The organism is Kitasatospora sp. NPDC048540, assembly GCF_040651175.1.
Taxonomy (GTDB): domain Bacteria; phylum Actinomycetota; class Actinomycetes; order Streptomycetales; family Streptomycetaceae; genus Kitasatospora.
Window position 1 is genome coordinate 17484 of the sequence record NZ_JBEZIR010000050.1, and the last position, 20209, is coordinate 37692.

At 75.6% G+C, this 20209-nt stretch carries 17 protein-coding genes and 1 pseudogene; 8 read left to right on the forward strand and 10 right to left on the reverse strand.

The window, feature by feature from the left end:
• Positions 1-120: 120 nt before the first annotated feature.
• Positions 121-2589, forward strand: a complete 2469-nt coding sequence (locus AB0D08_RS20575) for a hypothetical protein (RefSeq protein WP_359890456.1) — start codon at positions 121-123, stop codon at positions 2587-2589.
• Positions 2586-4052 carry a leucyl aminopeptidase gene (locus AB0D08_RS20580; protein ID WP_359890458.1) on the forward strand — a complete coding sequence of 489 codons (1467 nt, stop codon included), beginning with the start codon at positions 2586-2588 and terminating at the stop codon, positions 4050-4052. Before AB0D08_RS20575 ends, AB0D08_RS20580 begins: the two co-directional genes overlap by 4 nt.
• A gap of 385 nt (positions 4053-4437) precedes the next feature.
• On the opposite strand, the gene AB0D08_RS20585 is transcribed toward AB0D08_RS20580, so the two are convergent.
• The 7 genes from AB0D08_RS20585 to AB0D08_RS20615 all read right to left on the reverse strand — a co-directional run bounded on the left by AB0D08_RS20585 (position 4438) and on the right by AB0D08_RS20615 (position 10147).
• Positions 4438-6009 carry an MFS transporter gene (locus tag AB0D08_RS20585; protein ID WP_051811579.1) on the reverse strand — a complete coding sequence of 524 codons (1572 nt, stop codon included), beginning with the start codon at positions 6007-6009 and terminating at the stop codon, positions 4438-4440.
• Positions 6006-6560, reverse strand: coding sequence for a TetR/AcrR family transcriptional regulator (locus tag AB0D08_RS20590; protein ID WP_033817899.1), 555 nt, complete (start codon positions 6558-6560; stop codon positions 6006-6008). Before AB0D08_RS20590 ends, AB0D08_RS20585 begins: the two co-directional genes overlap by 4 nt.
• A 130-nt stretch (positions 6561-6690) precedes the next feature.
• Positions 6691-7086 (reverse strand): cell division protein SepF, encoded by a 396-nt coding sequence (gene sepF / locus AB0D08_RS20595; RefSeq protein ID WP_051811581.1) that lies wholly within the window; start codon positions 7084-7086, stop codon positions 6691-6693.
• A 269-nt stretch (positions 7087-7355) separates the two neighbouring features.
• Positions 7356-7871: a DinB family protein gene (locus tag AB0D08_RS20600; protein WP_033817912.1), complete on the reverse strand. Its 516-nt coding sequence runs from the start codon at positions 7869-7871 to the stop codon at positions 7356-7358.
• 149 nt (positions 7872-8020) lie between these two features.
• The gene (locus AB0D08_RS20605; protein WP_359890460.1) at positions 8021-8911 is read right to left on the reverse strand and encodes an SDR family oxidoreductase; all 891 of its coding nucleotides are present in this window, start codon (positions 8909-8911) and stop codon (positions 8021-8023) included.
• 8 nt (positions 8912-8919) lie between these two features.
• Complete coding sequence (locus AB0D08_RS20610; RefSeq protein ID WP_051811584.1) at positions 8920-9447, reverse strand: hypothetical protein; 528 nt, start codon at positions 9445-9447, stop codon at positions 8920-8922.
• A 154-nt stretch (positions 9448-9601) separates the two neighbouring features.
• Positions 9602-10147 (reverse strand): MarR family transcriptional regulator, encoded by a 546-nt coding sequence (locus tag AB0D08_RS20615; protein ID WP_051811587.1) that lies wholly within the window; start codon positions 10145-10147, stop codon positions 9602-9604.
• Between the two features lie 162 nt (positions 10148-10309).
• Between AB0D08_RS20615 and AB0D08_RS20620 the strand changes: the two genes are divergently transcribed.
• The gene (locus AB0D08_RS20620; RefSeq protein WP_063794260.1) at positions 10310-10669 is read left to right on the forward strand and encodes a DUF2568 domain-containing protein; all 360 of its coding nucleotides are present in this window, start codon (positions 10310-10312) and stop codon (positions 10667-10669) included.
• Here the strand turns inward: AB0D08_RS20620 and AB0D08_RS20625 are convergent.
• The 3 genes and pseudogenes from AB0D08_RS20625 to AB0D08_RS20635 form a co-directional block, all read right to left on the reverse strand.
• Entirely contained in the window at positions 10659-11405 is a 747-nt protein-coding gene (locus tag AB0D08_RS20625) for a VTT domain-containing protein (RefSeq protein WP_359890463.1), read from the reverse strand. The two genes, AB0D08_RS20620 and AB0D08_RS20625, sit on opposite strands and share 11 nt — an antisense overlap.
• A 124-nt stretch (positions 11406-11529) precedes the next feature.
• A pseudogene (locus AB0D08_RS20630) lies at positions 11530-12435 on the reverse strand (deoxyribonuclease IV); the annotation flags it as partial.
• Positions 12436-12496: 61 nt separating this feature from the next.
• Complete coding sequence (locus AB0D08_RS20635; RefSeq protein ID WP_359890466.1) at positions 12497-13687, reverse strand: MFS transporter; 1191 nt, start codon at positions 13685-13687, stop codon at positions 12497-12499.
• Positions 13688-13801: 114 nt separating this feature from the next.
• Between AB0D08_RS20635 and AB0D08_RS20640 the strand changes: the two genes are divergently transcribed.
• From AB0D08_RS20640 to AB0D08_RS20660, 5 genes are all read left to right on the forward strand, one after another.
• Positions 13802-14998, forward strand: coding sequence for an ROK family transcriptional regulator (locus AB0D08_RS20640; RefSeq protein ID WP_033817903.1), 1197 nt, complete (start codon positions 13802-13804; stop codon positions 14996-14998).
• A gap of 112 nt (positions 14999-15110) precedes the next feature.
• The gene (locus tag AB0D08_RS20645; RefSeq protein WP_199520241.1) at positions 15111-15527 is read left to right on the forward strand and encodes a TOBE domain-containing protein; all 417 of its coding nucleotides are present in this window, start codon (positions 15111-15113) and stop codon (positions 15525-15527) included.
• An 89-nt stretch (positions 15528-15616) separates the two neighbouring features.
• A complete protein-coding gene (locus AB0D08_RS20650) occupies positions 15617-16321 on the forward strand; it encodes a glycerophosphodiester phosphodiesterase (protein ID WP_359890469.1) in 705 nt (234 codons plus the stop codon).
• Positions 16318-17421: a winged helix DNA-binding domain-containing protein gene (locus AB0D08_RS20655; RefSeq protein WP_359890472.1), complete on the forward strand. Its 1104-nt coding sequence runs from the start codon at positions 16318-16320 to the stop codon at positions 17419-17421. The genes AB0D08_RS20650 and AB0D08_RS20655 overlap by 4 nt, the downstream gene beginning before the upstream one ends.
• A gap of 300 nt (positions 17422-17721) precedes the next feature.
• Positions 17722-20088 carry a SpoIIE family protein phosphatase gene (locus AB0D08_RS20660; RefSeq protein ID WP_359890475.1) on the forward strand — a complete coding sequence of 789 codons (2367 nt, stop codon included), beginning with the start codon at positions 17722-17724 and terminating at the stop codon, positions 20086-20088.
• The last annotated feature ends 121 nt before the right edge of the window (positions 20089-20209 follow it).

The window sequence follows — 20209 nt, forward strand, 5'->3', positions numbered from 1 at the left end:
CACGCCCTTCGGCCGCGTGCCGGGGGGCGTGCCTCCGGCGGGAGAAATAGGAGGGGGAATCCGCCCGTGGAGCGCTGGGATTTCAGTCGTGGGGCCGTCGGTGCGAATGCGCCGAGCTGGTTGACGTTCGAGGTGCACCGGCCCTATTTCGACGGCGGTGAATCCGAGTTCACGGCCGTCCAGGCGCGGGCCGCGCTGCTGGCCGCCCGCCGGTTCGAGCAGCGCTCGCCGGCCGCGCTGCGGTTCGGGATGACCATGCCCGCCAGCTACCGCAAGCTGCTGGTCGAGGAGTCCGGGCTGACGGCCTACCGGGCCGCCGCCCCCACCGACCTGCCCGAGGAACTGGCCTCGCCCGCCTGGCGGCGGATGGCGGAGGCCCACCGGCACCGCGCCGACCTCGACCCGACCGCGCGCACCGGACTCGCGCACTGGCTGGTCGCCGCCTGCCTGCTGCCGGCGGTCCTGGAGCTCGCCCCCGAGGACCTCACCGCCGACGCCTGCCGGGAGCCGGTCACGGCCGGCCTGCAGGCCGCCCGGGCGGTCGCACTGTTCGGCTCCGAGGGCCTGTCCGCGCGGACCGTCGCCGCCTACCGGCCGCTGGTGGAGGACCCGGTCCCGACCGTCACCCACGTCCAGGCCGTCGCCGGCTGGGGCTACCTGCTGGCCCGGCACTCCGGCGACGACCGCGCCATCCCCGCCCACCTGGAGCGCGCCCGCGCCCTGCTGGCCGACATCAACGCCGAACTCACCCCGTTCGACCACGCGATCCTGACCGTCCGGCTGGCCCTGCGCGAGGTGATGTACGCCGAGCGCAGGCGTGACTTCACCGGCGCCCACGCCCTGCTCACCGAGGCCCGCGCAACCGTCGCGGAGCTGCGCACCGACGATCCGGACGACGCCGAGGTGCTGCTGGAGTCGCGGCGCCGGGTGATCGACCGCCGGGTGGAGATCGCGGTCCGGCTCGGCGACACCGACGCCGAGCGGGAGGCGATCGAGGAGGGCACCGCCGCCGACCCCTGGTGCGTCAAGATCCGGATGCAGGCCGCCCAGGCCGCCGAGCGCGCGGGCGACCACGAGCGCGCCCTGGCCGGCTACCTGCACGCGGCCCGCCTCGGCCCCTTCGGCACCGCGTACGCGCTGCTCCAGGCGGCCGGTGCGGCCCGCACCCTCGGTCACCGCGAGTTCGCCCGGGTGCTGACCGAACGCGCCTTCCGCGCCGCCCCGCGCGCCACGCTCACCCGGGACCGGCTGGTCGAGGCCTGCCGCGACGCCGGCGACGAGCCGATGGCCGAGGTCGCCAGGCGTGCCTCGCTGGCCGAGCCGGGGCAGCCCTGGACCAACAACTGGCACTACCGGATGTACGCCGCGTACTTCAACCTCGGGGAATCCCGCTCGCCCGGCCTGTACGCCGACCTGCCGACGCTCGCCTTCGAATTCGCGGAACGCGGCGGCCGCCCCGAAATGAACTGGCAGCGGCTCATGCCGCCCGCATTCCGGAGCAATCTGATCCGCGAGTCCGGACTCACCGAATTCGCCGTCGACCACCCGGCCGACCTGCCCGAGCGGTTGCGCACACCGGCGTGGGAGAAGCTCTGCGCATGGCTCGATGATTTCGCCGGATCGGATGTCGAGACGCAGCACCGGATCGCGGTGGTGCTCTACCGGCTGGGATTCGGGAGACTCGTTCTCGAGCTGCTGCCGGAAATCCCGCCGGAGCGGCTCACCACCCCGGAGGAACTCCGGCTGCACCATTGGCTGGACACCGTCAGGTATGTCGGTTCGGTCGGCCGCCGGGTGGTCGCGCCGAGGAATTCCTTCGCCATCGCCCGGCACCCGGCCTGCCCGGTCCGGCTGCGCTTCACCATCGCGGTGTTCGCGGTGGTGTTCCACGCCCGGGAGACCAAGGACCTCGACGAGGCCCTGGCCTGGCGCAAGACCGCCGACGAGGCCCTGACCGAGCTCCTCGCGGACGAGGGCCGGCCGCCGTTCGAGAAGATGATGCTGGAGAGCCGGTTCTACCGCAGCGTCAGCTACGTGCCCTTCCTGCAGCGCGACCGCGCGCTGCTGCGGCAGGACATGGACCGGGCCGAGGAACTCGCCAGGGCGCTCACCGCCGACGGCGCCTACCAGGAGTTCCTGCGCCGGGAGAACCTGCGGGCCTGCCTGGAGAGCCGTTCCAAGGAGTGCTACGCCTTCGGCGAGGACGAGGCCGGGCACCGGCTGGTCGCCGAGGCGCTGGCGCTCGACCCGTACGAGCCGAAGACCCACATCGAGGTGGGCGAGAGCCTGTTGAAGCGCGGGCTGCCGGGGGAGGCGGCCGACAGCTTCCTGCGCACCGCCCGGCTCGGCCCGGTCTCCACCGCGCTCGGGTACGCGGCCGCCGCCGACTGCTTCGCCGCGGCCGGCCAGCCGGTCCTCGCCGAGGACTGCTACCTCCAGGTGCTGCGGCTCGACCCGTACGCGATCTCCGCGGCCCGGGGCTGGGCGGCCACCGGTGCGGCGGGCGGGATGGCCGGGGCGGCCGGGCAGTACCTGGCCGGGCTGGAGGCCTGGGGCGCGGCCCGGCGCTCGGCGAGGGCCGCCGGATGACCGTGCGGTGGCGGGTGCTCGGCGAACCCGCGGACGACACCGAGGCCGTGGTGGTGCCGGTCCACACCGGGGAGCTGCCCGGGTGGCTGCCGGCCGCGCTGCTGGCCGGCACCGGGTTCGACGGGACGGCCGGCCGCACGCTCCAGCTACCCGGCCCGGACGGCGGGCCGGTCACCGTCCTGCTCGGCCTCGGCCCGCGTGCGGGGGCGGACCGCGCGGCGGTGCGCGGTGCGGCGGCCCGGCTGGCCCGGGCCGTGACCGGCTACCGGCGGCTCGCCGTCCGGGCCGGCGCGCTCGACCTCGGGCAGCTCGCGGAGGGTTACCTGCTCGGCGGGTACCGCTTCGCCGGGTACCGCAGCGGCGGCCTTCCGGCGCCCGACCAGCGGGTCGACGTGCTGGCCGGGCCGCAGGAGCAGGCACGGGCGCAGGCCTCGCTGTTCACCGGCCGCCGCCGTGCCGAGGCCGTGCTGCTCGCCCGCGACCTGGTCAACGAGCCGGGCGGGGTGCTCACCCCGCGCACCTTCGCGGAGCGGGCGGCGAAACTGGCCGCCGGGGCCGGTCTGGAGTGCGAGGTCTGGGACGGCGAGCGGATCGCGGCCGAGCGGCTCGGCGGGCTGCTCGGCGTGGCCCGCGGCTCGCTGGAGCCGCCCCGGCTGGTCCGGCTCGGCTACCGGCCGGCCGGTGCGGGTCCGGCCGGTGCGGGGCCGGGGGGCCGCCGGATCGCCCTGGTCGGTAAGGGTGTCACCTTCGACGCGGGCGGCCTCTCCCTCAAGCCGAACGCCCAACTCGCCGACATGAAGGCCGACATGGCGGGAGCGGCGGCCGTCCTGGGGGCGATGTCGGTGCTGGCCGACCTGCGCTGCCCGGTGGCGGTGGACGGCTGGCTCCCGCTCACCGAGAACATGCCCAATGCCGATCCGACCAGGATCGGCGACGTCCTGCGGATGCGGGACGGCACCACGGTGGAGATCCGCAACGCGGACGCCGAGGGCCGGCTGATCCTGGCCGACGCGCTGCTGCTGGCGGGCGAGAGCGGGCCGGACGCGATCATCGACCTCGCCACCCTCACCGACGCGGCCGCAGTGGCGCTCGGCCGCCGGATCGCCGCCCTGATGGGCAACGACCGGGCGCTCACCGAGCGGGTCATGGCGGCGGGCGAACGCGCCGGCGAGCCCAACTGGCCGCTGCCGCTGCCCGACGCGTACCGCGGCCAGCTCGCCTCCCGCGTCGCCGACCTGGTCAACTACACCATCGGCACCCGGCACGGCACCGCACTGCTGGCCGGGCTGTTCCTGAGGGAGTTCGTCCCGCCCGGCGTCCCCTGGGCCCACCTCGACATCCAGGGCACCGCCCTGGCCGACGGCGACGAGGGCGAGTGGACGGCCGGCGGTACGGGCTTCGGGGTCCGCACCCTGATCGAACTGCTGCTGGAGGTGGACGCGGACCCAGGGGCGCAGCGGTAGCGCCCGCCGGCGGTTCCGGGACGCGCGCAGCCGGGCACCCCCCCCAGGGGGTGCCGATGGCCATCGACGGGGACGGCAAGGCGTACGGCGAGGATGACGGGGACGGCGGACCGGACGATCCGGCGGCGCGTTCGGCCGGGCGGATCATCGCCCTGCTGTGCGGGCTGTCCGCGGTGGGGGTGATCGTCGGCTGCGTGGTGGGTGTGCTGGTGTTCGGGCTGTTCGCGTGGACTTCGTCCACGACACGGTGGCCGCGATGTGGCCGGTCGAGGCACGCTGAGCCGGCCGGCCGACGGGTGGGCCGGCCGACCGGCGTCTCCCGGCAGCCCGGGGTGGGCCGGCCGACCGGCGTCTCCCGGCAGCCCGGGGTGGGCCGGCCGACCGGTCAGGCGTCGACCCGGTCGGCCGCCGCCCTCGGCCGGGCCGTCGACGCGGCCCCGCCGCGCGGGCGCCGTGGGCGCAGCAGGTACCAGGACAATGCGGCCGAGAGCAGCAGCAGTCCGGCCGCCAGCCAGGCGGAGGTGTTCATGCCCTGGACGAAGGCGTCCTTCGCGCTGTGCAGCAGCTGCCCGCCGCTCTGCGCCGGGAGGGAACCGGCCGCCTCCACCGCGCCGCCGATGGACTCGGCGGCCCGGGCGGCGGTGTCCGGGTCCGTCCCCGCGGGGACGGCCACGGTGCCGCTGTAGATCGCGGTGAGCACCGAGCCGACCAGCGCGATGCCGAGCGCGGTGCCCAGCTCGTACGCGGTCTCCGAGACGGCGGAGGCGGCGCCCGACTTGTCGGCCGGGGCGGCCCCGAGCACCAGGTCGGAGGCGAGCGTGTAGACCACGCCCTCGGCGGTGCCGACCGCCAGGAAGGAGGCGCCGAGCAGCAGGTAGGTGGTGTCCTGGTGGACCAGGCCGAGCAGGCCGATCCCGAGGCCCATCGCCAGCAGACCGGTGGTGAGGGCGGCGCGGTGGCCGAACCGGCGGGCGAACCGGGCCGTCAGCAGCCCGCCGACGACCGCTCCGACGAAGGCCGGCATCTCCGCGATCCCGGCGGTCAGCGGGCTGAGGCCCCGGACCAGCTGCAGGTACTGCGACATGAAGAAGATCACGCCGCTGAGGCCGATCAGCGCGGTCAGCGAGGCGACCACGGCTGCCGTGAACCGCGGTTCGGCGAACAGCCGCACGTCCAGCAGCGGGGTCTCCAGCCGGAGCTGGCGGCGGACGAAGACGGTCAGGGCGGTGACGCCGACGGCGAAGACCACCGGTACCGGCCACTGGCCGAGCCCGTGCGCCGCGGCCTCCTTGATCGCGTAGACCACGCCGATCACGCCGACCATGGAGAGCGCCACGCTCAGCACGTCCCAGCGGCCGGGCTTGGGGTCCTTGGACTCCGGCAGCAGCCAGGCACCGAATACCAGCAGCAGCGCGAGCACCGGCAGGTTCAGCAGGAAGACCGAGCCCCACCAGAAGTGCTCCAGCAGCACCCCGCCGACCAGTGGGCCGAGCGCGGCGCCCGCGGTGGCGCCGGCACCCCAGATGCCGATCGCGGTGGCCCGCTCCCGGGCGTCCGGGAAGAGCGTGCGGATCAGCGAGAGGGTGGACGGCATGATGGTCGCGCCGGCCACGCCCAGCAGGGCGCGGGCCAGGATGAGCCAGCCAGGGGTGGGCGCGTACGCGGCGAGCAGGGAGGCGGCGCCGAACGCGGTGGCCCCCGCCAGCAGCAGCTTCTTGCGGCCGATCCGGTCGCTCAGGGCGCCCATGCTGACCAGCAGGCCGGCCAGGACGAAGGAGTAGATGTCGCCGATCCACAGCAGCTGCGTGCCGCTGGGGTCGAGGGTCTCGCTGATGGAGGGGATGGCCAGCGACAGCACGGTCGCGTCGACCGCGACCAGGGTGACGGCGAGCACGAGCACGCCGAGACCGGCCCAGCGACGCCGGGCGCCCGCGTGGGTGAGGGGCTTGCCGGTCATGAGTTATCAGGTCTCCTGAGAGCGCCGCCGAGAAAGAGTTCGGCGAGCGAGTGGGCACTGTCACGGGGGGCGAGGCGTCCGTCCTGGACGGCCCAGCCGACGCCCGCGACGAGGTCGAAGAAGGCTTCGCTGAGCCAGCCGGCCGAGAGTTCGATCCGGAACACGCCCTCCTGCTGGCCGCGCAGGAAGAGCGCGCGGACCCGGGCGTCCTGGATCTCCCAGAGTTCGTTGATCCCCGGGTCGTCGTAGAGCTGGTTCTCGCCGGCCAGGAGCGCGCAGAGCGCGGCGTCCGGGACGACGGCGTCGATCAGGCGTCTGAGCGCGGCCTGCGCGTCGCCCTCCTCGATCATCGCGGTGTCGAGGGCGGTGGCGAACCGGCGCAGGCCGAGCGTGCCGACCTCGCGGATCAGTGCCTCCCGGCCGGGGAAGATCCGGTGCAGGGTGGCGCGGCTGATGCCGGCCGCCCTCGCGATCTCGTCCAGGTGGGCGGTGGGGCGGCGGGAGAGCACGCCGACGGCGGCTTCGAGCACGGAGTCACGGTCGGTTGCCATGAATCGAGTGTAGAGCAACTGAGACATCGATGTCTCATGAGATTGACGGCCGACTCAGCCGGCCCGGCTCCGGGCAGCAAAAAACCGGGGACGGCGGGTGCCGTCCCCGGTGGTACCGCTCGGGGCGTGGTCAGCTCTGGTTGTAGAAGCCGGTGTCGTCGAGCGGGCGGTCGATCACCGTGACCTCGACCTCCGCCGGTGTGAGCAGGAACACCCGGCGGGCGATCCGCTCGATCCCGCCCCGGGTGCCGAAGATCAGACCGGAGGCGAAGTCGACCATGCGCTTGGCCTCGGCCTCGCTCATCTCGGTCAGGTCCATCACGACCGGGACCGAGGCCCGGATGTGCTCGCCGACGGTACGGGCGGACTCGAACCCGGTCGGGCGCAGCGAGACGATCTTGGCGGGTGCGGGCACCGCGTTCTGCAGGGTCTCCTCGGAGTCCCACGGTTCCTCGTACACCGCGGCCGGGTAATTCCCGGAGGGCATCAGCCACCCGTTGTGGTGCTCGTCGCGAAGTGCTCCCATGCCGCGCCTCCCTGTCCCGTCCCGTACGCGTCCCCCGGGTTTCCGTGCCTTCTTGACACGTCATCCACTTGTTGGAACTGTCCGAGTATCGCATTGATCACCGGTCTGGTGCCCGCTCGCGACCGCCGGACGGGTTGTGGCGAGCGGGAAATCCGTGATTGTCCGGATGATCCATGCGACGCCCCAGGTCCGCCGGTGGTTGCGCGCGTAGACCATATCGGTGTGCGTCAGGCCTTGGTTGACTATCTGTCAACAATCATGTAACGGGTTCACTCGCCGGTGGCGCCGTCGATCCGCTCGCGGAGCAGATCGGCGTGCCCGTTGTGCCGGGCGTACTCCTCGATCATGTGGATCAGGATCCACCGGAGCGTCACTTCCTCGCCCCGGCGCAGGCCTTTGCCCACGGCGTCGAGCGGCACGCCGGCCGCGGACCGCCGGGCCAGCTCGACCTGCTCCCGCCAGGCGGCGAAGTCGGCGGCCACGTCGCCGGTGGCCACGTTGTCGAAGTCGCCGTCCGGGTCCTCCTTGGTCCAGTACAGGCCCTGCTCGCCGAGGTCGACCCCGTCGAGCACGGCCTGGAACCAGTGCCGCTCGACCTCGGCCATGTGCCGGACCAGGCCGAGCAGCGACAGCGAGGACGGCTCCACGGAACGCTCACGCAGCTGATCGTCGGTCAGGCCCTCGCATTTCAGGGCGAGGGTGGCGCGGTGGTAGTCGAGCCACGAGTGCAGCATCGCGCTCTCGTCGGCGGCGAACGGGGGGTCGATCCGGGAAATGGTCGTCATGCCCGTCATGATGCTCGCCGCTTCCCGGACCGGCCAGCAGTTTTACCGGGCGGCCTTTCCGGCATCCCGTTCCGACGCCATGCCGGGGTCCGTCCGGAGTTCTTCCGGACTCCTTCCGGGGCCCTTTCCGGCACCGTCGCCGGACATCTTCACCGGGTATCCCTGGCGGGTCCCGGCCGGAACGCCCCGAGGTGCTCGTGCAGGAATGCCTCCAGGCTCCGCGGCGGTCGGCCGAGTATCCCGGCGACCGTGGTGGTCGGCGTCTCCGGCCGGTCGACGGCCAGTTGCTGGATCTCCGCGACATGGGCGGCCAGCCAGCCCGGCATCCCGGCGTGTTCGAGCAGGTGGCGGCGCAGGCCCTCGGCACCCAGGTCGAGGTGGCGCACCGGGTGGCCGAGCAGAGTGCCCAGCAGGTGCGCCAGTTCGGGGTGGCTGTAGGCGCGGTCCCCGGTCAGGGTGTACGTCCGTCCCGCCAGTTCCGGCCGGGTGAGCACGGCGGCGGCCACATCGGCGATGTCCCGGCAGTCCACGTAGTTGCAGGGGGCGTCGGCCATCGCCCCGTACAGCACACCTCGTGCCGCGATCTCCGGGCCGAGCAGCAGCAGCTTCTGCATGAAGGCGTACGGGCGCAGCAGGGTGTGCGGCAGGCCGGAGGCGAGCAACTGCTGCTCGACGGCGTGGTGCCAGCGGGAGATCGCGACGGGGGAGTCGGCGCCGACGCCCGGTGCGGAGAGCTTGACCACGTGCCGGATTCCGCTGCGGGCGGCGGCCTCGACGGCGTTGCCCTCCAGGGCGGCCTGGGCCGGGCTGTTGGCCATGGTCAGGAAGAGCTGGTCGGCGCCCTCGAACGCGGCCCGCAGCGTCACGGGATCGGCGGCGTCCGCCGCCCGGATCTCGACGCCGGCGGCGGGTGAGCCGCCGGTGGGGGAGCCGAGGCGGGCCCGCAGCCGGGCGGGGTCGCGGGTCAGGGCGCGCACGGGGACGCCCAGGGAGGTGAGGCGGTGCAGGAGTGCGCTGCCGGTGGATCCGGTGGCTCCCATGACGACGATCATCGGTGGTCCTCTCGGGTCGGGATCTCCCCGGTCGGGGAGAGCGGGAGTGCTGTCGGGCCCGGGACGGTCCGGGTCCGTTCGGCGCTGCGCCAGCGCCAGCTGACGATGGCGGCCGCAGGCGCCGCCGCGATCGGCAGGTCCAGCTGGAGGCGGCCCGCCCAGGGGGCGAGGTGTGCGGTGGTCCAGACGTCGAACGGGCCGGTCGCGAGCTGGGCGGCGAGGGCGGCGACGGCGCCCGCGACCAGGGCGGAGCCCGCTGCCAGCAGGGGCCGTGGCACGGTCCTGGCCCAGCGGCGGCCCGGCGCGCGGCGGCTCAGCCAGCCGCCGGTCAGGGCCGTGGACAGGGCCGAGGTGCCGGCGATCGAGGTCCAGGCGGCCAGGGTCAGGCCCGGCTGCCCGCTGATCAGGCCGCCGGCGCCGGCGCTCAGCGCGGGCGCGGCGTAGCCGACCAGCACCTCGCGGCGGAGCCGGAAGCGGGGCGGCACCGGCCGCCGGCCGGGTGGGGCGTCCCTGCGTTTTCCCATGGGGTTCCTCCGGGTGTTCTCGGGGTGTTGCTCGGGGTGTTGCTCGGCGGGCCTGCGGGTCGAGCAGGCGGTCTAATTAGGTGCCTAACTATATGGGCGTGAAGGCTCCGGGCCGGGCTCCGGCCGGGTGGACGTGGTGCGGCCGGGGCCCCGGTTACGGTTCGGTCAGCGCCCCGATGCCGCGGGTGATCCGGGCCAGCAGGTCCAGGAAGACCGCGCGCTCCTCGCGGGTGAGCTCGCCGACCATCGCCTGGAGCCGGTCGAAGTGGTCGGGCGCCAGGTCGCGCAGTCGCTGCGCCCCGCGGGCGGTCAGCACCACCACGGCGCCGCGGCCGTCCTCGGTGGAGGGGCGCCGGACCACCAGTCCGTCCCGCTCCAGCGCGTCCACCAGCCCGGTCACCGTCGCCCGGGACACCCCGAGGCCGGCTGCCAGGCGGGAGGGCGACTTCTCGCCGCCGCTGTCCTCCAGGTCGGCCAGCAGCCGGTAGCGTCCGGTGGACAGCCCGTACCGGGCGAAGTGCGTCTCGGCCGCCTGGCCCAGCCGCGCCCCGGCCGACATCAGCCGGACCGCGACCAGGACCGCCTGCGGGTCCGCGTCCAGGCCGTAGTGCCGCAGCTGGCGGCGGGCCTGGTCGAGGGTCGGCGACTCCTCCTCGGGAGTGCCCGGTGTGCCCGGTGCGTCCGGGGTGCCCTTGCTCATGGCAAGTAATATGGCAGCTAACCAGTTGGCGGGTCAAGCGCGTGGGGCCGGGGGCCTGCGGTGAGCCGGTGCCGGTGGCCCGCAACCCGTGGTGCGCCCTGCGCGCAGCTCCTAGGATGGCCCGCGTTCCGGCCGTGGCGGCCGGGGACGGGGGCGGGCACTGTGCGTGCGGTACTGCGGGGAAGCAATCTGGCGCTCCGGCTGCTGCTGGAGCTGGCCGCGCTGGTCGCGCTGGGGGCGGGCGGCTACCGGGTGGACGGCCCGTTGGCGGTGCGGGTCCTGCTGGCGGTGGCGCTGCCGCTGGCGGCCGCGCTGCTGTGGGGCAGGTACGCCTCGCCGAAGGCGACCGTGCGGTCGGCGCCGGCCTGGTACCTGACCCAGGTGCTGGTGTTCGGCGGTGCGGTGGCGGCCCTGGCGTTCGCCGGCCGGCCGACCGGAGCGCTGGTCCTGGGCGTGGTGATGGTGGCCAACACGGCGGTGCTGCGGGCGCTCGGCGAGTGGCACCCCTCGATCAGGCGGTAGCGCGCTCCGGGACGGCCGGGACATCGGGGACGGGCGTGGCCGGGTGGTGCGCGGCGTCCCGGGCGGCCGAGGCGCGGGCGGCCGCCCTGGCCCGCCACAGGGTCACCACGGTGAGCACGCACATCAGCACGATCAGCGCGCTGGAGATCAGGAACGCCGGGGAGCCCGGCGAACCGGCGCTGGCCCCCGCCACCACGTACGCCGCGGTGCCCGGCGCCACCCCGAGCGCGGTGGCCCAGGTGTACGGCCAGAACCGGACCCCGGAGACCGCGCAGCCGAAGTTGGCCGCCTGGAACGGCACCCCGGGGACGATCCGCAGCAGCAGGACGCTGCGGAACCCCTGCTCGGTCAGCCGGCGGTCCAGCGAGGCCAGCACCTTGGTCCGCAGGAACGGGCGCAGCGCGTCCCGGCCGAGCGCCCGGCCGAGCCAGAAGGCCAGCACGCCGCCGAGGGTGGTCGCGGCGATGGCCATCGTCAGGCCCTCGCCGACGCCGAGCAGCAGGCCGGCCGCGGCGTTCAGCGCGGGCTTGGGGACGAACGCCAGCGTGCCGACGGCGTACGCCGCGATGGCGACCGGCAGCCGCCAGGGGCCGGTGGCGCCGGCCAGGACCGCGGCCGGGTCCCAGAGCAGCAGCGAGCCCGCCAGGGCGGCCAGGATGGCCACCAGCAGCGCGAGCCGCAGCCGGACGGCGCGGCCGAGTGGCGGGAGGGCGGGGAGGCCGGGGAGCTTGGGCACGGGGACGAGCCTAGCCAGCGGTCCGGGCGGCGGGCCCACGCAGGTGGCCGGTGGGCAGGCTGTCGGTCCGTGGGGCGTCGCTCGGTGGCCCGTCGTCGCTCGGTGGCGCGTCGGTGCGCAGCGGCCCGTCGGTGCGCAGCTCCTTGAGGCGGGCGATGTCGGCGGCGTGCCGGACGCCCTCGACCCGGTCGGGGTCGTGGCGGCCGTCCGGGGTCTCGATGACCAGCGGGACCCCGGCCGTCGCCGGGTGTGCCATCAGCACGCGGAACGCCTCGGCCCCGATGTGGCCCGCGCCGATGTTCTGGTGCCGGTCCTTGCGGGCGCCGACCACGTCCATCGAGTCGTTGGCGTGGATCAGCCGCAGCCGCCCCGGTCCGGCCGCCGCCACCAGCTCGTCCAGCATCGCGGCGACGCCGCCCGGCTCCGCCAGGTCGTGCCCGGCCGCGAAGGCGTGGCAGGTGTCCAGGCAGACGCCGACCCGCGGGTGGTGCTCCAGCGCCTCGAGGTACGGGGCGAGGTCCGCCATCCGCGAGCAGAGCGAGCTGCCCTGGCCTGCGGTGGGCTCCAGCAGCAGCCAGGGGACGTCCTCCCCGCGCCGGTCCAGCTCGTCCAGCAGCGGCAGCACGTCCGCGCGGACCTGGGCCAGTGCGGCCGGCCGGCCGCCTTCGCACAGGGCCGAGCCGGTGTGCACCACCACGCCCAGCGCGCCGATCGCGTGCGCGCGCAGCAGCGAGTGCCGCAGCGATTCGGCGGAGCGTTCCCGGGTGGCGGCCGAACCGGAGCCGAAGTTGATCAGGTAGGGCGCGTGCACGTACGCGGGGACGCCCTGCTCGGCGCAGGCCGCGCGGAACGCCTCGTCCTGGGCCGGGTTCCCGGCCGGGGTGGCCCACCCGCGCGGATTGGCGACGAACACCTGCACCGCCTCGGCGCCCACCTTCGCGGCGTACGCCAGGCCGGTCCCGGCCAGGCCGCGCCCGGCGACGGGGACATGGGCGCCGATCGGGTTGCGGGGGACGGCTGCGCTGCTCACCGGGGGAGCATCGCACGGCGGGCGGCGCCGGTGGGAATCGCGGGCGGCCGCCGGTCGCGGTTCAGCCGGCCCGTTGGAGGTCGGCCGCCGGCTCGGGTTCCGCCGCCGGGCGCTGCCGCAGGGCCGGGGCGCTCGCGACCAGGGCGGCGCACAGGGCGGTCACCACGGCGAACGAGACGGTCAGCGAGCTGGCCTGGGCGATGCCGCCGACGATCGCGGGGGCGACCAGCCCCGAGGTGTAGGTGATGGTGGCCACGCCCGCGATGGCCTGGCTGGGGTTGCCGCCGGCCCGGCCGGCGGCCGCGAAGGCGAGCGGGACCACCACGGCGATGCCGATCCCGATCAGGCCGAACCCCGGGATGGCGAGGTACGGGGTGCGGGCGAGGACCACCAGCAGGCCGCCGGCGGCCGCGAGGGCGCCGCCGAGGCGGACCGTGCGGACCGGGCCGAGCCGCCGGATCACGGCGTCGCCGGCCAGCCGGGCGGCGGCCATGGTGCCGGCGAAGGCCGAGTAGCAGGCCGCGGCCGTCCCGGCCGAGGACCCGGTGACGTCCCGCAGGTAGACGCCGCTCCAGTCCATCGAGGCGCCCTCGGCGAACACCGCGCAGAAGCCGACCAGTCCGATCGTGAGCGCGGCCCGCGGCGGCAGGGCGAACCGCGGCGGCGCCTGTTCGCCGGTGCGCGGCCGGACGTCCAGCAGTCCCGCGCAGACCGGCTGGGCCAGCGCCGCCAGGACCAGCGCGGTGACGGCGAACTCCAGCCGGGCATCCGTCTGCCGGTGCGCCGCCAGCACGCCGAAGGCGGAGGCGACCAGTCCGCCGAGGCTCCACATGCCGTGCAGGCCGGACATGATCGACCGGCCGAGCCGCTCCTCGACCTCGACCCCCTGGGCGTTCATCGCCACGTCGGCCATCCCGGCCGTCGCCCCGTACAGGAACAGGGCCAGGCACAGGGCGGGCAGGTCGGGGGAGAGGGCGGGGACGGCCAGCGACAGGCACCACAGGGTGAGCAGGCCGCGGACGGCGGCCCGGGCGCCGTACCGGTGCACGACCCGCCCGGCCAGCGGCATCGCGAGCGAGGCACCGACCGCGGGCAGCACCAGGGCGAGGCCGAGCCGGCCGGGGCTGAGGTCCAGGTGGTCCTGGATCCACGGGATGCGGGTGACGAAGGTGCCGGTGACGGCGCCGTGCACGGCGAAGACCAGGGCGATGCTCGCCCTGGCCCGGCGGACGTCCTTCAGCTGCTGCCCCATGTTCCCTGGCCCTCCCCGTTCCGGCTGTGTTCCCACGGTGCCACCGGCCCGCCGGCGCACCGATAAATTATCAGGAAGGGACCCTGATAGAAACCTCTGGAAGGATGCAGCTTCATGACCATCGCGCGTACGGCCACCCCGAGCACCGCCCGCGCCATCAACGACCGGCTGGCCCTCGACCTCCTGCTGGAGCGGGGACCGCTCACCGCGTCGGAGCTGCGCAGCCTCACCGGCCTGTCCCGGCCCACCGTCGCCGACCTGCTGGAACGGCTCCAGCGGGCCGGCCTGGTGGCGCCCGCGGGCGAGAGCGCCCAGCTCCGGCGCGGCCCCAACGCCCGGCTGTACGCCCTGGTCGCCGACCGTGCCCACCTGGCCGCCATCGACGTCCGCGCGACCGGCGTCACCCTGGCCGTCGCCGACCTCACCGGCCGGACCCTGGCCACCGCCGAGATCCCGGCCGGCCCCGGCGAGGAGGACTTCGCCGCCCGCACGGTACGGGCCCTGCTGGCGGCCGCCGCCGAGGCCGGCGCCGACCGGCTGCACACCGTCGCGGTCGGCGCCCCCGGCCTGGTCGACCCCGCCACCGGTGCGCTCAACAACTCCGGCAACCTGCCGCGCTGGCACACCGAACTGCTGGCCGCGCTGCGGGCCGGCGCCGGCGGCCCCGCGCTGGACGGCGCCGAGGTGATCCTGGAGAACGAGGTCAACCTGGCCGGCATCGCCGAACACCGGCTCGGCGCCGCCCGCGACCGCGACACCTTCGCGCTGGTCTGGCTCGGCCACAGCGTCGGCGCCGCCGTGGTGCTGGACGGCCGGCTGCGCCGCGGCGCGTCCGGCGGCACCGGGGAGATCTGCTTCCTGCCGGTCCCCGGCACCACCGCGCTGCCCAGCGCCACCGGCTGCGAGGGCGGCTTCCACTCCCTGGTCGGCAGCGTCGCGGTGGCCGAACTGGCGCAGCGCCACGGGCTGCCGGTACCGGCCGCCACCGGGCCGGTGCGGCGCGCCGAACTCCTGCTGCGGGACGCCGTCGCCGCCGGGGAGGCGGCCTTCCTGGACGAGCTGGCCGAGCGGATCGCGATCGGCGCCGCCGCGATCTGCGTGGTCCTCGACCCGGGGTGCGTGGTGCTCGGCGGCGAACTGGGCCGGGCCGGCGGCGCCGACCTGGCGGCCCGGGTGGAGCGGCGCCTCGCCCGGCTGTCGCCGTTCTCCACCGAGGTGCGGGCGGGGACGGCGGGCGGCGGCGCGGTGCTGGCGGGCGCGCTGCTGACGGCCGGTGACGCGGTGCGCCGGGACCTGTTCGGCGGCGAGTGAGGAACACCCGGACGGCGGGTGGGCGACCCGCGAGGTGACGGTGCGTCGCCAGGCCGTCCCCCGGTAGGGCAGGATGGCGGCGACAGCCTTCCGATCACCGCAGGAGCGCACCATGGCCCAGCCCCACCGGCCGGTCCACTCGTACCGCATCGGCGAGGCCGCCGCGATGCTCGGCGTCAGCGCCGACACCATGCGCCGCTGGGTGGACGCGGGCCGGGTCGGCGCCGAGCGCGACGAGCACGGCCACCGGATCGTCCCCGGCGCGCAGCTCGCCGCCTTCGCCCGTGAGCTGGCCAGACCGGAGAACGCCGCCGCCGAGGGCCGCCCGTCCTCGGCCCGCAACCGCTTCCCCGGCATCGTCACGGACGTGGTGCTCGGCGACGTCGCCGCCCAGGTGGAGATCCAGGCCGGACCGTTCCGGGTGGTCTCGCTGATCAGCCGGGACTCCGCGGAGGAACTCGGTCTGGTGCCCGGCGCCCCCGCCATCGCGGTGATCAAGTCGACCAACGTCGTCATCGAACGCGCCTGAAGGTGCCCGACCCGCCCTCGACCTGGCCCGACCGGCCCTGCCCCGGGCCCCGAACGCCGCCCCGCCCGAGCCCCGAGGAAGGCCCCGCCATGAGCCGCGTGCTCGCCGTCGCCCACCGCGGCGACCCCTACCGCCACCGCGAGAACACCGTCCCCTCGGTGCTGTCCGCCTTCGCCGCCGGGGCCGACGTCGTCGAGGTCGACGTCCAGCTCACCCGTGACGGCGTCCCCGTCCTGCTGCACGACCCGACCCTGGAACGCCACTGGGGCGACCCGCGCGCCGTCGCCCGCCTCACCCTGGACCAGCTCGCCGACCTCGGCAGCCCCGGCCTGCGGGTGCCGACCCTCACCGAGGTGCTGAAGGCCACCGACGGGATACCGGCCGGGCGGCTGCTGATCGACCTCGACACGGCCGGTCCCGCGGCCGCCACCTGGGAGGCCGTCACCGCGTTCGGCGCCGAGGACCGGGTGGCCTTCTGCGGACCGGTCACCGCGATGCTCGCCATCCGCGAACTCGCCCCCGCCGCGGAGGTGGCACTGACCTGGAAGCAGCCCACCCTGCCGGTCAGCGCCCTGCTCGCGGACCTTCGCCCGTACGCGATCAACCCGCCGTTCGGCCTGGTCGACGAAGGGTTCACCGCGGCCGCGCACGGCGCCGGCCTCACCGTCTCCACCTGGACCGTCGACCTGCGCCGCACCATGCGGCGGATGCTGCGGGCCGGGGTCGACTCCCTCACCTCCAACCGGCCCGCGCTGCTGCGCTCGGTGATCGACCGCGCGGCCGGCCACCGGTGAGTGCCGCGGGTCAGGACGGGCTGGGCCCCCGGGAGCTCGGCCGCGCCCTGCTGGCCCGCCAGCACCTGCTCGAACGCTCCGGCGCGGACCCGCTCGCGATGATCCGCCACCTGGTCGGCCTGCAGGCCCAGGCGGCGCCCGAGCCGCCGTACCTCGGTCTGCTGTCCCGGATCGAGGGCCTGCGGCCCGAGCACCTCACCGCGCCGATCGAGGACCGGCGGGTGGTCCGGATCGCCCTCCAGCGCGGCACCATTCACCTGGTCACCGCCGAGGACTGCCTGACGCTGCGCCCGCTGCTGCAGCCCGTCCTCGACCGGGCCTTCGGCTCCAACTGGGGGAAGCGGCTGCCCGGTGTCGACCTGGACCGGGTGACGGCCCGCGCCCGCGCCCTGGTCGAGGCGGAGCCGATGACCTTCCAGCACCTCGGCGCGGCGCTGGCCGAGCACGACCCGGGGGCCGACCCGGCCGCGCTCGCCCAGGCGGCCCGCTGCCGGCTGCCGCTGGTCCAGGTCCCGCCGCGCGGCCTGTGGGGGCGCGGCGGACCCGCCGCGCACACCACCGCCGAGCACTGGCTCGGCCGCCCGCTGGACCCCGGGCCCGCGCCCGACGCGATGGTGCTGCGCTACCTGGCCGCGTTCGGCCCGGCCGGCCCGGCCGACGTGCAGAAGTGGTGCGGACTGACCGGACTCGCCGCCGTCCTGAAGCGGCTCGCCCCGCAGCTGGTCACCTTCCGCGACCGGGCCGGCCGGACCCTGTACGACCTGCCGGACGCGCCCCGCCCGGACGCCTCGGTGCCCGCGCCCGTCCGGCTGCTCGCCCCCTTCGACAACCTGCTGCTCTCGCACGCCGACCGCACCCGGGTGCTCCCCGAGGAGTACCGCCCGCGGATCATGACGCAGAACGGCATCGTGCTCGGCTCCGTCCTGGTGGACGGGCTGGTCGCCGGGGCCTGGAGGACCGGGGACGACGGGGTGCTCCGGGTCCGCGCCTTCACCCGGCTCGGCCGGGCCGACCTGGCCGGCGTCGAGCGCGAGGGCGCGCGGGTGCTGGCCTTCGGCGGCGACGACCGCGGCCGGGTCGCGGTCGAGCAGGACGGCTGAGCGGGGCGGTACCCGGCCCGGCCGGACCGCCCTCCCTCCCGGCGGGCGTCCGCACTGCGGTCTTCGTAGGGGCAGGTCGTACGGGCGGTGCCGGTACCGCACCGGAACCCGACCGCAGGAGCCCCGGCCGCCGTCGGATTCCTCTGTACCCTCCGCCGCCGGCCCGCAGCTGCGGCTCCGACACCGGTACGGCACCCGCCGGCGCCTCCCGCAGACCGGCAGGGCTGTCCGGGGGAGGGGCCGCCGCCCCCGCCCGGGGCCGGCGGTGGGTCGGGCAAGCTTGGTGGTAGAGGTGGTGACGTGGCACATGATGATCCGCTGATGGTCGTGGACGCCGTCGGCACGCTGGCCCGGTGGAGCCGGCGGGCGGAGGAGCTGCTGGGGTACCCGGCGGGCGAGGTGCTGGGCCGGCCAGCCACCGTGCTGGCGGCGGAGCCGCCCTCCGCCGCCGACGGGCAGGGGCGACCGGCCAGGGCGGTGCTCCGGCACCGCGACGGCCACCACGTCGCCGTCGACCTGCGGGTACGGCCGACGCCGGCCCCCGGCGGCGGCCTGGCCTGGGCCGTCAGCCGGATCCCCGAGGGCACCACCGCCGGGGACGGACTGCGCGAGGCGCTGCTGGACGCGCTGTTCACCCGCTCCCCGGTCGGGCTGCACCTCCTCGACACCGACCTGCGGATCGTCCGGGTCAACACCGCCACCCGCAACCTGCGCGGCGTCCCCGAGGAGCGGATGATCGGCCGCCTGCTCATCGACGCGTACGACGTCGAGGACGCCCGTGCCCTGGAGCGGATGCTGCGCAGCGTGCTGGCCGACGGCCAGCCGGTGCAGGGGCTCCTGGTCCGCGTCCGGCCCGAGTCCGACCCCGAGCGGATCCGGTCGGCGGACGTCTCCGCGTTCCGCCTGGAGGGACCGGACGGCGAGGTGCTGGGCGCGGCGGTGACCGCCGTGGACGTCACCGAACGCGAGGCCTCCCGGACCCGGGTCCGGACTCTCGACCGGGTCCGCGAACGGGTCGGCCGGACCCTGGACACCGTGATCACCTGCCAGGAGCTGGCCGACGCCCTGGTGCCGGGCTTCGCCGACCTCGCCGTGGTCGAGGTGGTGGACGCCGTGGTCCGCGGCGACGAGCCCCCGCTCGGCCCGCTCGGCCAGGACGTACCGCTGCGCCGCGCCGCCTACCAGGTCCGGGCCGGCATCACCGACGCCCCCGCCTACCCGGTCGGAGACGTCCGCACCCTGCCCTGGCCGACCCCGTACGCGCAGAGCGTGGCCGACCTGCGGCCCCGGCTGACCTCGCTCGGCCCCGACACGCCCTGGCTGGCCATCGACCCGCGCCGGGCCGAGGCGATCCGGGCGTCCGGCGCCCACAGCCTCATCTCGGCGCCGCTGGTGCTGCGCGGCACCGTCCTCGGGCTGCTCAGCCTCTACCGGGCCGAGCTCCCTCCGTTCGAGCAGCAGGACGTCGACCTCGCCCTGGACCTGGCCGCGCACACCGCGCTGTGCATCGACAACGCCCGCCGCTTCGCCCGCGAGCACACCATCGCCGCCACCCTGCAGCGGCGCCTGCTGCCCACCGACTCCACCGAGCGGGCCACCGTCGAGTCGGCCCACCTGCACGTGCCCGGCGGGGGCGGCGGAGGCTGGTTCGACACCATCGCGCTGCCCGGCGCCCGGACCGCTCTCGTGGTCGGGAACGTCTCCGGCAGCGGCATCCACACCGCCACCACCATGGGGGAGCTGCGCACCGTCATCCACACCCTGGCCGCCCAGGACCTGGAACCCGACGAACTGCTCGCCCGCCTCAACGACACCACCGTCCACCTGGCCGCCGAACGGGCCGGCCTGCCGTCCGGCGACCCGCTGCACCGCGAGCCGCTCTCCGCCACCTGCGTGTACGCCGTCTACGACCCGGTCACCCGCAACTGCACCATCGCCAGCGCCGGGCAGCCGGCGCCGGTGCTGGTCTCCCCGGACGGCACGACGACGGTCACCGAGGTGAGCGGCTGGCCGTCGCTGGGGAGCACCGACGAGGAACCCTTCCCGATCGCCGTCGTCACCCTGGCCGACGGCAGCGTCCTCGCCCTCTACACCCCGGCCCTGCTGGCGGCCGGCCCGGCAGCCGCCGGTCCCGGGGCGCTGTGCCGCGTCCTCGACGACCCGGCGGCCCCGCTCCAGGACCAATGCGACCGGGCGCTCTACGGCCTGCTGGGCGGCCCCGGGCAGGGCGCCGCCCCGGCCGGTGACGCGATCCTGCTGCTCGCCCGGACCCACGCCGTCGACCCGGGACTGGTCGCCGACTGGCTGCTGCCCGCCGACCGCACGGCCCCCGCCATCGCCCGGGCCCACGCCCGTGACCGGCTCGCCCGCTGGGGTGTGGACGAGGAGACCGGGTACGCCGCCGAGCTGATCGTCAGCGAGCTGGTCACCAACGCCGTCCGGTACGGCGAGCCGCCGCTGTCGCTGCGGCTGATCAAGGACCGGGCGCTCAGCTGCGAGGTCCACGACGCCGGGGCGACCGCACCCCGGCTGCGGCACGCCAGGACCATCGACGAGGGCGGCCGCGGCCTGTTCATCGCCGCCCAGCTGGCCCGCAGCTGGGGCACCCGGTACACCGCCGACGGCAAGACCGTCTGGACCGAGCAGCCGCTGCCGCCACCCGCCTGACCGGCCCCCGTCCGAGGGGCGCCACCCGATCGCACCGGACGCGCCACGGAACGGGTCAATTCGGGCGGATCGGCTGATCATCTGCTGAGATCGGTCGATCGGGACTGGCCGGCCAACGCGG